The 12,706-nt window shown below is 38.0% G+C and carries 11 protein-coding genes; all 11 read right to left on the reverse strand.

Features of this window, described 5'->3' with window-relative positions:
• Positions 1-75: 75 nt before the first annotated feature.
• The 11 genes from rplI to dnaA all read right to left on the reverse strand — a co-directional run bounded on the left by rplI (position 76) and on the right by dnaA (position 12,623).
• Positions 76-528 carry a 50S ribosomal protein L9 gene (rplI, locus tag PGP85_RS10540; RefSeq protein WP_010742565.1) on the reverse strand — a complete coding sequence of 151 codons (453 nt, stop codon included), beginning with the start codon at positions 526-528 and terminating at the stop codon, positions 76-78.
• Complete coding sequence (locus PGP85_RS10545) at positions 525-2,489, reverse strand: DHH family phosphoesterase (RefSeq protein WP_010742564.1); 1,965 nt, start codon at positions 2,487-2,489, stop codon at positions 525-527. Before PGP85_RS10545 ends, rplI begins: the two co-directional genes overlap by 4 nt.
• Positions 2,490-2,676: 187 nt before the next feature.
• Complete coding sequence (gene rpsR / locus PGP85_RS10550) at positions 2,677-2,910, reverse strand: 30S ribosomal protein S18 (RefSeq protein ID WP_010742563.1); 234 nt, start codon at positions 2,908-2,910, stop codon at positions 2,677-2,679.
• 23 nt (positions 2,911-2,933) lie between these two features.
• Positions 2,934-3,440: a single-stranded DNA-binding protein gene (gene ssb, locus PGP85_RS10555; protein WP_010742562.1), complete on the reverse strand. Its 507-nt coding sequence runs from the start codon at positions 3,438-3,440 to the stop codon at positions 2,934-2,936.
• 44 nt (positions 3,441-3,484) lie between these two features.
• A complete protein-coding gene (gene rpsF, locus PGP85_RS10560) occupies positions 3,485-3,787 on the reverse strand; it encodes a 30S ribosomal protein S6 (protein ID WP_010742561.1) in 303 nt (100 codons plus the stop codon).
• Between the two features lie 183 nt (positions 3,788-3,970).
• Complete coding sequence (gene gyrA / locus PGP85_RS10565) at positions 3,971-6,463, reverse strand: DNA gyrase subunit A (protein ID WP_010742560.1); 2,493 nt, start codon at positions 6,461-6,463, stop codon at positions 3,971-3,973.
• Between the two features lie 14 nt (positions 6,464-6,477).
• On the reverse strand, positions 6,478-8,427 hold the full coding sequence (gyrB, locus tag PGP85_RS10570) for a DNA topoisomerase (ATP-hydrolyzing) subunit B (protein ID WP_270327413.1): 1,950 nt from the start codon (positions 8,425-8,427) through the stop codon (positions 6,478-6,480).
• The gene (recF, locus tag PGP85_RS10575; RefSeq protein WP_010742558.1) at positions 8,424-9,545 is read right to left on the reverse strand and encodes a DNA replication/repair protein RecF; all 1,122 of its coding nucleotides are present in this window, start codon (positions 9,543-9,545) and stop codon (positions 8,424-8,426) included. Before recF ends, gyrB begins: the two co-directional genes overlap by 4 nt.
• Complete coding sequence (gene yaaA / locus PGP85_RS10580; protein ID WP_010742557.1) at positions 9,532-9,774, reverse strand: S4 domain-containing protein YaaA; 243 nt, start codon at positions 9,772-9,774, stop codon at positions 9,532-9,534. Before yaaA ends, recF begins: the two co-directional genes overlap by 14 nt.
• A 233-nt stretch (positions 9,775-10,007) precedes the next feature.
• Positions 10,008-11,138 carry a DNA polymerase III subunit beta gene (gene dnaN / locus PGP85_RS10585; RefSeq protein ID WP_010742556.1) on the reverse strand — a complete coding sequence of 377 codons (1,131 nt, stop codon included), beginning with the start codon at positions 11,136-11,138 and terminating at the stop codon, positions 10,008-10,010.
• Positions 11,139-11,297: 159 nt separating this feature from the next.
• A complete protein-coding gene (gene dnaA / locus PGP85_RS10590) occupies positions 11,298-12,623 on the reverse strand; it encodes a chromosomal replication initiator protein DnaA (RefSeq protein WP_010742555.1) in 1,326 nt (441 codons plus the stop codon).
• Positions 12,624-12,706 lie beyond the last annotated feature (83 nt).

The raw sequence follows: 12,706 nt of genomic DNA on the forward strand, positions 1-12,706 counted from the left end.
AATACAATAAAGAGTACGGGAAATCCTCTTAATTTCAAGAACTCCCATACTCTCTTGTAATACTTCGTTTAACCTTTATTCTTCCACTACATGAACTTTAATGATTCCTTCAACATCCGTATGAAGCTTAACAGGAACCTTTGTATATCCCAGCGTGCGAATCGGATTTTCTAATTCAATTTTCCGTTTATCTATCTTTAAGTCGTACTGTCTCTTTAATCCTTCAGCGATTTGTTTGGATGGAATTGATCCAAACAAACGTCCATCCTCTCCACCCTTAGCTTTGATCTCTACTACAGTTTCTTCTTTCGCCAAAAAATCAGCTAATTTTTTAGCCTCGGCTAATACTTCTGCCGCTTTCTTAGCTTGTGCTTTCTTTTGACCGCTTAATTCGGAGATGCTACTTTTATTTGCTTCTCTAGCCAAATTATTTTTTAATAAATAATTTTGTGCATAGCCTGTTGGGACTTCCTTAATATCGCCCTTTTTTCCCTTACCTTTAACATCTTGCAAAAAGATTACTTTCATTCTTCGGTCCCCTCCGTTAATTGTTTATTGATAGCATCCAGCAATTGTTCCTTCGCTTGAGCGATTGTACTATTAGACAATTGAGTAGCGGCATTAGTGAAATGCCCCCCTCCGCCCAAAGCTTCCATAACTGTCTGGACGTTAATCGTCCCAGAACTACGAGCACTAATAGCAATTACACCATCAGTTCTTTTAATAATTACAAAAGCTGCATTGATATCTACCATTGACAACAGTGTATCGGCAGTTTTAGCCGCGGTCACACTGTCGTACTCTTGTTTATCGGTTCCAGTAGTAACAACTATATCATCTCTGACATAATCACTTTCACCTACCAATTTACTGATTTCCAGATAAGATTGAATATCCGTACTCAATAAGTATTGTACTAAAGAAGCATCTGCTCCACAAGTCTTTAAATAACTGGCTACATCAAAAGTTCTGGCCGTTGTTCTAACTGCAAAGTTTTTTGTATCAACGGTCATCCCCGCCAATAGGAGCGTCGCTTCCATCTTGCTCATTCGTTGACGTTCGTTACTTTCAAACTGGATCAGTTCGGTCACCAATTCCGAAGCTGATGAAGCAGAGGATTCGATGTAAGTTAACAAAGATTTTTCTGGGAATTCCTCACCCCTTCGATGATGATCAATGATGACTATATTTTCAAACTGATCATACAACTCTTGATCAATAGATAAAGATGGTCGATGGTAATCTACCATTACCAATAAATCCCCTGCTTTACGTTGCTTCTTTGCAGCATCAGGAGAAATCAAAAGACTCTCTAGTTCACCATTCTCGTGTATCTCTTCTAAACACCGTTCAACATCAGGTATGGTCTCATTTTCATTGATCACGACATGAACTCTTTTATCATGAAAACGTGCTAAACAAGCAACTCCAAATGCTGAACCAATAGCATCCATATCTGGAAACCGATGTCCCATTACAAATACATTCCCTGTTTGATTGAAGACGTTTTTTAATGCCGTTGACATCGCTCTTGATCGGACTCTTGTACGTTTAGCTGCACTTGCCGAATTGCCACCATAAAAAACTGGCTTTTGTCCCTCAGTCGCATTTTTGACTACTACTTGATCTCCACCGCGAACCAAAGCAATATCCAGATTATTCTGTGCATCATCACCGATTACTTCTAAATTCTCTTTGCCATAGCTAATTCCCATACTGACAGTAATCAACATATCTTGCTTCTCAGCAGATACACGTATGTGTTCTAATAAATCAAAATTATTTTCAATCATTTTCTCCAAATCATCATATCTAGCAAAGAGAAAGAAACGTTCTGCATTCACTCGTTTATAAAAAATATGATAGGAATCCATCCAATCAGAAATAATTGTTGTAATAAAAGAATTTAAATTTGATATTTCTTTGTCATCACGACGATCAATCACGTCATCATAATTATCGACCGAAAGAATTCCAACAACCGCTTGTTGTTGTCTCTCCTTATTTTCTAACGCATATTCTTTAGTTATATCAATCAAATACACTACACGCTTTTCTCTATCCAAATCAAAATGATAAAGTATATTGTCTATTTTATAAAGACTCTTCCCTTTTTCTGCACGTTGCAATAACTCATTGATCATATCTTGTTGATCTTCTTTTGATAAATCCTGTATTTTTCCTGTTATTGCAGGATTCGTCCAAACAAATGTATTAGAATCATCCCATGTAATAATGCCTACGGGCATGTCATCAGACACATAATCTAAGGCCTCTTGGGCTCGTCGAGAAGCATACTGAATTTTTTGTTGATTGGTAATCTCAATTCGATTACGCAAAATAATTGTATAGCCCCACAACAAAAGATCGATTATTATAACAATGCCTGCCGTTAAAAAAGAAAATGGCAACAAGAATATTGCAGCTAATTGAATCAGTAGTAAACAGAATAGAAAAAAAGACCACTTTAAGCGAGGATTCTTTTTCATCTATGACCTCCTATTTCGTTCTACCGTTTTATTTTACTAAAAGAAAACCCCCAACAAAACAGCACTGGCATCTTCTAACATTGTAATTTTATCACAATCTTCTTTAGCAAGCGACTTTATTGAATGTTTCACGTGAAACAAAAAAAGAAGACCTCAATAATGAAGTCTTCTTTTTAAAATCATCTCTTTATTCTTCAGAAACAAATGCTAATAAGCCCATAATACGTGCTCGTTTGATAGCGATTGTCAATTTACGTTGATTTTTGGCGCTTGTCCCAGTTACACGACGCGGCAAAATTTTTCCGCGTTCGCTAATGAAACGCTTTAGCAATTCGATATCTTTATAATCGATATACTCAATATGATTAGCAGCAATATAGTCTACTTTACGACGTTTGCGACCTCTTCTTTGTTGTGCCATTCTGTTTCCCTCCTATTCGATTGCTAGAATGGTAAATCATCATCTGAAATGTCGATCGAGGATCCACTAAATGGATCTGAATCTCTATCGAAGTCAGGCATAGTGTTCTTAGCTGACTGAGAGGATTGATTATAATTGTTGTTGGAATTATTTGAATCACCTTGGAAATTATCGTTAGAACCTGGGTTCTGTTGACGTTGTTCATTTGCGGAACGAGATTCCAATAACTGGAAGTTTTCAGCAACGACTTCCGTCACATAGACACGTTGACCTTGCTGATTTTCATAATTTCTTGTTTGGATACGCCCAGTCACTCCTAATAGAGTTCCTTTTCGCGCATAATTTGCTAAAGTTTCTGCCGATTTCCGCCAAATAACACAATTGATAAAGTCCGCTTCGCGATTTCCGCTTTGATTCGTAAAATTACGATTCACTGCCAAAGTAAACGTTGCTACACCCGTACCATTTGCTGTATAGCGTAAATCAGGATCCTTCGTTAAACGACCAACTAGTACAACATTATTAATCAAAGTAAAGCCAGCTCCCTTCTCGTCAATTGTTTCACGTGAAACAATTATTCTTCAATCTTAACGATCATGTGACGAATAATATCGTCATTGATTTTTGCAAGACGATCGAATTCGTTAACTGCACTAGCTGTTGTTGGTGCAGTTGCATTGACGATATGGTAGATACCTTCACGGAATCCATTCATTTCGTAAGCAAAACGGCGTTTTTCCCAATCCTTTGAATCGATAATTTCTGCTCCATTATCTTTTAAGATTGTATCGAAACGTTCTACTAAAGCAGTTTTTGCTTCCTCATCAATGTTCGGACGAATGATGTATGTGATTTCATACTTCGTGTTTTGACTCATTGATTTTCACCTCCCTATGGACTATAAGGCTCTTAAATTGTTTTAAGAGCAAGGAGAGCGATCTAAATTTTATCTAGACTACTCACAAATATTCATTATACATAATCATCCTGCAAAAATCAAATGTTTATTTACCTAAAGGTACGAAAAAAAGCCAGGATTGCTCCTAGCCTTTTTAACTTTTTATTCTTCTGAGTTTGTTGTTTCTTCAGAACCTTCAATAATATCTAATACTTCAGTTTCTTCGACTTCTTTTTCAACAATTGCCATTGTAACAACTTTCGTGTTTTCTTCCATCTTCATTAGACGTACGCCTAATGTAGCACGGCCAGTTTGAGAAACACTGGCAACATTAAAACGAATAATCACGCCTTTATCTGTGATCAACAAAATATCTTCATCGCCAGTTACGGCAGATAAACCGGCCAACGGACCGTTCTTATCTTTGACATTGGCAGTCTTAATTCCTTTACCGCCACGTCCTTTGATTGGATATTCAGAGGCTTTTGTACGTTTTCCATATCCCTTTTCAGTGATGACTAAGACTTCTCGATCTTCTTTCAGCACAGCTGAGCCGATCACATAGTCTTCATCTCGTAAACGAATACCGCGAACACCACTTGCTGTTCGACCCATATCACGCACAGCGCCTTCTTTAAAGGTTACAGAATACCCGTTGTGAGTACCAATAATAATGGTCTCATCACCTTCAGTAGACATGACATTCACCAATTCGTCGCCTTCACGCAAGCCAATCGCAATCAAACCATTGGCACGAATATTTGAAAAGGCAGTGACACTTGTTCGCTTAACAGTCCCTTTCTTCGTGACAAAGAATAAGAAATGACCATCTTCCGCTTGACCGTTGACCGAAATCACCGCTTGAATTGTTTCACTTGAATCAATACCTAACAAGTTGATAATAGGGATTCCTTTGGCTGTTCGGCCGTATTCGGGAACTTCATACCCTTTCGCTCGATAAACACGCCCGCTATTAGTAAAGAATAGTAGCGTATCATGTGTCGAACAAGAGATTAATGTCTTCACAAAATCATCATTATGGATTCCCATCCCTTGGACACCGCGTCCACCACGACGTTGTGAACGGAATTCTGTAGACGCAATGCGTTTGATATAACCATTATTAGTAAGAGTTATCACTACGTCCTCTTCTTCAATCAAGTCTTCATCTTCTAAACTCAAGACTTCGCCAACTAGAAGCTCTGTCCGGCGTTCATCTCCAAATTTACCAGCAATTTCTGCTAATTCTGTCCGGATAATTTCTACAACGCGTTCAGGTCGAGCCAGAATATCTTCTAAATCGCCAATTGTTTTCAAGAGTTCTTGATACTCATTTTCAATTTTCTCGCGTTCTAAGCCCGTCAAACGACGCAAACGCATATCTAGGATTGCTTGTGCTTGACGATCAGAGAGTTCAAAACGTTCGATCAAAGTTGCTTTTGCGATATCATCTGAAGCCGAATTCCGGATTGTCGCAATAATTTCGTCAATGTGATCCAGCGCAATGCGTAAACCTTCTAGGATATGTGCACGTGCTTCAGCTTTTTTCTTGTCAAAAATTGTTCGGCGGATAATAACATTTTTTTGATGCTCGATATAGTTCTCCAAGATTTGTTTCAAGTTCAAAATCTTCGGAACACCTTTTTCGATTGCCAACATATTGAAACTGAAAGAAGTCTGTAATGAAGTCATCTTATACAGATTATTCAATATGACAGAAGCACTAACATCGCGACGAACTTCAATAACGATCCGCATGCCCTCACGAGAGGATTCATCCCGTAAATCGGTGATGCCTTCTAAGCGCTTGTCTCGATGCAATTCAGAAATTCGTTCAATCAGTTTTGCTTTATTTACCATATATGGTAATTCGGTAACTAATATCCGTTCTTTACCATTTTTTTGTTCCTCAATTTCGATTTTCGCACGTACAGTGATTGAGCCTTTACCCGTCTCATATGCACGACGAATACCTGATTTTCCCATAACCAAACCACCTGTTGGAAAATCTGGTCCAGGAATTAATTCCATTAATTCTTGAGTTGTAGCATCTGGATTTTCCATCAATAATTCGATGCCTGCTGTCACTTCACGTAGATTATGAGGTGGTATATTTGTCGCCATACCAACCGCAATCCCAGTGGCTCCGTTAACTAATAGATTCGGAAAACGCGCAGGTAATACATCGGGTTCTTGCTCACTATCATCATAGTTTCCATGGAAATCGACAGTATCCTTATTGATATCTCGTAACATTTCCATTGCAATCTTACTTAATCGTGCTTCGGTATAACGCATCGCTGCTGCACCATCGCCATCGACAGAACCAAAGTTCCCATGACCATCCACTAGCATATTACGATAGCTAAAAGACTGCGCCATACGCACCATTGATTCATAGATGGCACTGTCCCCATGAGGATGGTATTTCCCCATAACATCTCCAACGATCCGAGCAGATTTTTTATGAGGTTTATCTGGTGTAACCCCTAGTTCATTCATTCCATACAAAATTCGACGGTGAACAGGTTTCAATCCATCACGCACATCTGGTAAAGCCCTTGCCACAATGACACTCATCGCATAATCAATGAAGGAATCTTTCATTTCACTGGTTAGATTGACGGCTTGTATATTTTCTCTTCTATCTTCCAAATCGATCCTCCTCACTAAATATCCAAGTTCTTAACATAATGCGCATTTTCTTCGATAAACGCTCGACGTGGCTCTACGCGATCCCCCATCAACATTTCAAAAACTTGGTCCGCTTCGATGGCATCGTCAACACTGACTTGCAGCATCAAACGATTTTCTGGATCCATTGTAGTTTCCCACAATTGATGATCGTCCATTTCACCCAGCCCTTTGTAACGTTGGACATTTGGTTTTGGCGAAGCAGGTAGTTCCGCCATTTTTTGCGCCAATTCTTCTTCGGCATTTTTACTTGGTTGAATATACGTAATATTTTTACCTTGCTTAATTCCATACAATGGCGGTTGCGCAATATAAACATATCCAGCTTCCACAATTGGACGCATATAGCGGTAAAATAACGTTAGTAAAAGTGTTCGAATATGGGCTCCATCGACATCGGCATCTGTCATAATAACTAATTTATGGTAACGTGCTTTGGAGACATCAAAGTCTGCACCAAAACCTGTTCCCATTGCTGTAAATAATGACCGTATTTCTTCGTTAGCCAAAATTCTATCCATTGATGCTTTTTCAACGTTTAATATTTTACCACGAATCGGTAAAATCGCTTGAAATTTCCGGCTGCGTCCCTGTTTAGCTGAACCGCCCGCAGAATCCCCTTCGACGATAAATAATTCACATTTTTCCGGATCATTACTTGAACAATCGGCCAATTTACCTGGCAAGTTGCTAATTTCTAATGCGCCTTTGCGTCGTGTTACTTCACGAGCACGCTTAGCTGCTAAACGAGCTTTAGCAGCAAGTATGCCTTTTTCCACGATACGACGGCCTACTGAAGGATTTTCCATCAAAAATTTCAGAAAATTCTCTGAGAACAAACGATCTGTTACTGTACGAACTTCAGAATTACCAAGTTTTGTTTTAGTTTGGCCTTCAAACTGTGGCTCTGGATGCTTAATAGAAATAACAGCAGTTAATCCTTCACGCACATCTTCCCCAGAAAGATTTTCATCATTGTCTTTCATAATTTTTTGTTTACGAGCATAGTCATTAATCACACGTGTCAGAGCAGTTTTAAATCCGAACTCGTGTGTCCCACCCTCATACGTATGAATATTGTTAGCAAAACTCAAGATATTAGTATGATATCCATCTGTATACTGCATTGCGACTTCAACCGTGATATCTTGTTGCTCACCTTCTACATAGACTGGCTCTTCAAAAATGACTGCTTTATTATGATTCAAATGCTCAACGTAACTCTTGATTCCGCCTTCGTAATGGTACTCTCGTAAGACAGGTTGTTCTTCACGCTTGTCTTCAATCGAGATTTTCAATCCACGATTTAAAAAGGCTAATTCCCGAACTCGTGTCGCCAATTTATCAAAATTGAAGGTCGTTGATTCAGTAAAAATCTCTGAATCTGGTATAAAATGAACAGTTGTTCCATGCTTCTCAGTTTCGCCAATCACTTTTAGATCATCTACAACAGCACCGCGACGATACTCTTGGAAATAAACCTTACCATTTTTAAATACACGTACGTCTAGTGAAGCCGATAAAGCATTAACAACAGATGCTCCCACACCGTGAAGTCCACCAGATACTTTATATCCACCGCCACCAAATTTTCCGCCCGCATGTAAGATTGTATAAACTGTCTCAAGTGCAGGTCGTCCGGTCTTCGCCTGGATATCAACCGGTATCCCACGTCCGTCATCACTGACGGTGATACTATTGTCCTCTTCAATCACTACATGGATATGGGACGCAAATCCTGCTAGAGCCTCATCAATAGAGTTGTCCACGATTTCCCAAACAAGGTGATGTAGACCTTCCGTACTAGTGGAACCAATATACATTCCAGGTCGTTTCCGAACAGCTTCTAGTCCTTCTAATACCTGGATCTGACTGGCATCATACTCTTTAGCACGTTCTAGTAAACTCTTTTCCTCTTCTGTCATTCAGTTTCTGTCCTTTCTATCTGCCCTTGATGGACATAAAAAATATCCGGATGGACCGTCATTTTGCCTTTGACGTGATTCAACGTCGTTGTAGTCAAAAACGTTTGAACTTTATTTTCTATCGTCTCTAATAAATGAATCTGACGATTATCGTCAAGCTCGCTCATAACATCATCCAAAAGTAAAATCGGATATTCCCCTGTTTCTTCTTTCATCAAATCGATCTCAGCCAATTTGACACTTAGTGCGGTAGTTCGTTGTTGACCCTGCGATCCATAGGTCTGTACATTTTGTTGATTAACCTGAAAAATTAAATCATCTCGATGAGGTCCTAAAAACGTATTACCTTTAAATATCTCTCGTTTACGATTTTTCTTCAGTTCATTCAGAAAAATGATCCGAATATCCTCAATATCTTCACTTTCCAACGGAATGCTAGCTTCATACTTGATCTCCAGCTCTTCTTTTTGATTTGTAATCTTACGGTGAAGGTCATTGGACCAAAACTCTAATTTTTTAACAAACTTTAGGCGATTAGCTAAAACTTTGCTACCGAAATCAGCCAGTTGCTCTGTTAAAATATCTAAATAAATTTCATCCGTTTGTTTCTTCTCCGATAATTGTTTCAAATACAGATTACGTTGTTTTAAAGTTTGTTGATATTGTGCTAAGTCATATAGATAAACCGGATTAATTTGACCTAATTCCATATCTATAAAGCGTCTTCTGATTTGCGGACTACCTTTCACTAAAGAAAGATCTTCTGGCGCAAACAAAATAACATTCAATTGACCAATATAACTACTTAATTTTTTTTGTTCAATATGATTTATTTTTGATTTACGGCCTTTTTTGGTCAGCAGCAGTTCTAACTCCAATTCACTAGTCCCTCGATCGATCCGACCTTTAATTTGAGCAAAATCATCCTGCCAACCTATTAATTCTTGTTCACTGCTGGTTCGGTGGCTACGGGTCAAAGCTAGTACATAAATACTTTCCAAGAGATTGGTTTTTCCTTGTGCATTCTCTCCTAGAAAAATATTCAAGCGATTAGGAAACTTCAAAATGAGATCCTGATAGTTGCGATAATTTCTTAGCTCAAGCCTATTCAGCCGCATCTTGTTCTTCCTTATTTTTGACCATAAAAAAAGTTCCCACCTCAGGAATTTCAATCATCATTCCCGGGTAGAGCTTTCGGCCTCGGCGATTTTCCAAATCTCCATCTACAAATACTGTTTCTTCGGCTAAAAACCACTTGGCTTGTCCACCGCTAGAGATCACATTAATCTCTTTTAATAACTGACCAAGTGTCATGAACTCTGTTTCTAAAAAAATTTTTTGTTTCACATTCATCCCTCATTTTCATGCTAGAAACACCTCTTCATTATACCCTTTTTTAAGAGATAAAACAAATTAACTCGTTGTATTTTTCGATTTAAGAAGATCTAAGCTCTTTTAATTAATTCACTCAAAAAAAAGAAAAAGGTCTTAAAATCGATTTTAAGACCTTTTTCTGTAATTACGCTTTTTGCATAATTTTTTCATATTTTTCAAAAAATTTGTGAAACTCACTAATTTTTTTAATTCGTACGTACTGGGGTAATAAGTTGAATAAAGGAAACCTCTCCTTCACTTGGCTCTAAAGTAAAGGGACGAATGGCTGAAATAAATTGAACTTTTATGCTCATATCACCAAAAGCACGTAATGCGTCTTTCATGTAATCTGGATTGAATGATATCTCCAATGGATCCCCATTGACTTTCTCATAAACCAATTCTTCTTCTACTTTACCGATTTCTGGGGAGTTTCCGTAAAGAATAACTGAATTGTCACCAATAGCTAAACGAACGATATTATTGCGTCCTTCATGTGAAAGTAGGGATGCACGCTCAATTGCAGATAATAATGTAGGTACAGAGAAAGTAATCTCAGTATTGAAGCTAGTTGGAATTAAACGATTAGTATCAGGGTAGTTCCCTTCAAGTAAACGAGAGTAAAAATACATTGTAGGTGTTTTAAACATCACTTGGTTTTCCATGATACTGATTTCAACTTCTGCTTCTTCATCCGAAAGTGACCGTGAAAGTTCAACAAGGCTTTTACCCGGAATAACGATATCAAAATCTTTATTCGCGTTTTCCACAGGTACAACCCTCTGACTCAGTCTATGTGAATCCGTAGCCACAGCCAATAGTTCTCCGTTTGACATAGTAAAATGTACACCGGTCAAGATCGGACGACTTTCATGTTGGGAAACAGAGAAGACAGTTTCACCAATTAGTTTTGTCAACATGTGGACAGGTAACTTTAATTGGTTCTGTTCTTCAACGATTGGTAGATGTGGATAATTATCTGCATCTAATCCATTAACAGTAAATTGAGCTGCTCCCGAAGTAATCAATACTTGAAGATTTTCTTGAACTTCCAACGTAAAAGTTTTCTCCGGCAATCGACGAATAATTTCACTAAAGAAACGAGCCTGTAAAACAATCGTTCCTGTTTTAATTATTTGTAGTTCTGCTTTTTCATCATCCGCAACTAAAAAAGTTTCGATCGAGATATCAGCGTTACTTCCTGTTAAGTTCAAACCATCATTATTTAATTCCATTTTTACTCCTGTTAAAATTGGAATAGTTGTTTTAGTAGAAATTGCACGTTGAACAGTTTGTAATTCTTGAATGAAGCGAGCACGATTAATCGTAAATTTCATAATGAAACTCCTTTTTATTTATTTAGTAATTATAAGTAATAAAAGTAGTAGGTCCTGTTGATCATGTGGAAAAGAAAGAAAAAATAGTGATATGATAGCTTTTTAACTTGTGGAAAAGCTGTGGAAAAAGACGATATTTCTTTTCCAATTTTCCACAAGCTAACCAAGTAGTAAATTCTTGATCTCTGCAATTTCTTGCTGCATGCTACTGTCGTTTTTTATTAACTGACGGATTTTTTCATGAGCATGGATAACAGTAGTATGGTCTTTCCCACCAAACTCAGCACCAATTTTGGGTAAAGAGCTTTCAGTCATTTCACGAGCTAAATACATAGCAATTTGGCGTGGGACAACAATTGTTTTAACGCGTTTTTTTCCTTTTAATTCTTTTACCTGAAGATGATAGAATTTTGCAACTTCATCTTGAATCTTGCTGATAGAAAGCTGAGCGTTGCTTGTTCCCTTCAAACTTTTCAAGGCGTCCGCTGCAATGCTAGTGGTAATATCTGCACTATTCATGGTAGCAAAAGCTTGAACACGGACCAATGCCCCTTCAAGTTCACGAATATTTGAATCTATTTGTCCAGCGATATAGCTTAAAGTATCGTCTGGAATCTCAAGATTTTCAGCCTGAGCTTTTTTTCGCAAGATAGCTGTACGAGTCTCTAAATCTGGTGGAGTGATATCTACTGATAATCCCCAAGCAAAGCGAGAAACCAAGCGCTCTTGTAATTTAGGAATCTCATTTGGTAGACGATCACTGGTTAGTACAATTTGTTTATTGTCATTGTAGAGATTTTCAAAAGTATGAAAGAATTCTTCTTGAGTTGCTTCTTTGTCTGCAAAAAATTGAATATCATCTACTAATAATAAATCCACTTTGCGATATTCCTGACGAAAATCTTCCGATGTTTTATTTTTGATTGAGTTGATAAAATCGTTCGCGAAAGTCTCACTAGATACATATTTGACCTTTGCTTGGGGATTGATAGCTAACATTTGATGCCCGATTGCATGCATCAAGTGGGTTTTCCCTAGCCCCACTCCTCCATAAAAGAAAAGAGGATTATAGATTGACCCTGGTTCTTCCGCAACTACCAAAGCAGCAGCGTGCGCCATTTGATTTCCTTTTCCTATGACAAATGTATCAAATGTATATTTTGGATTGAGCATTGCACGTTTTGTTGTATCTATTTTGATCGGTTCTTCTTTTTCTACAATGCTGATGGGAGGAGCTTCATCCGGTGTTACAAACTGTGGCATGATCTCATCCCCAGTTACTTTAAACCCGATTTCGACAATTTTTGCCGCTAAATGTTTTTCCCAATAGCGTTTATGTAAATCGCTTGTGACTTCTATAGTCAACTGGTTATGGATTAAAGACAAGGGTTTTGCTGTGCCTACCCAGGCATCATAACTGGCAGGATTGAGGTCATGCTTGTAGCTGTCCTTCAATTCCTGCCAGAAATTGTCCAATGAGGTCAATTAAGTTGCCTCCTTTTATAATAAAATTCAGATAGACTTACTTTATCATTTTTTTAAAAAGTTTTCCACAACCAAAGACAAAA

It is taken from the genome of Enterococcus malodoratus (genome assembly GCF_027659535.1).
In the GTDB taxonomy this organism is placed as follows: Bacteria; Bacillota; Bacilli; order Lactobacillales; family Enterococcaceae; genus Enterococcus_A; species Enterococcus_A malodoratus.

What these genes read in the sequence shown, in the direction of transcription:
- rplI (WP_010742565.1), bottom strand. Translation starts at nt 528, where the DNA reads ATGAAAGTAATCTTTTTGCAAGATGTTAAAGGTAAGGGAAAAAAGGGC.
- PGP85_RS10545 (WP_010742564.1), bottom strand. Translation starts at nt 2,489, where the DNA reads ATGAAAAAGAATCCTCGCTTAAAGTGGTCTTTTTTTCTATTCTGTTTA.
- rpsR (WP_010742563.1), bottom strand. Translation starts at nt 2,910, where the DNA reads ATGGCACAACAAAGAAGAGGTCGCAAACGTCGTAAAGTAGACTATATT.
- rpsF (WP_010742561.1), bottom strand. Translation starts at nt 3,787, where the DNA reads ATGAGTCAAAACACGAAGTATGAAATCACATACATCATTCGTCCGAAC.
- gyrB (WP_270327413.1), bottom strand. Translation starts at nt 8,427, where the DNA reads ATGACAGAAGAGGAAAAGAGTTTACTAGAACGTGCTAAAGAGTATGAT.
- recF (WP_010742558.1), bottom strand. Translation starts at nt 9,545, where the DNA reads ATGCGGCTGAATAGGCTTGAGCTAAGAAATTATCGCAACTATCAGGAT.
- dnaN (WP_010742556.1), bottom strand. Translation starts at nt 11,138, where the DNA reads ATGAAATTTACGATTAATCGTGCTCGCTTCATTCAAGAATTACAAACT.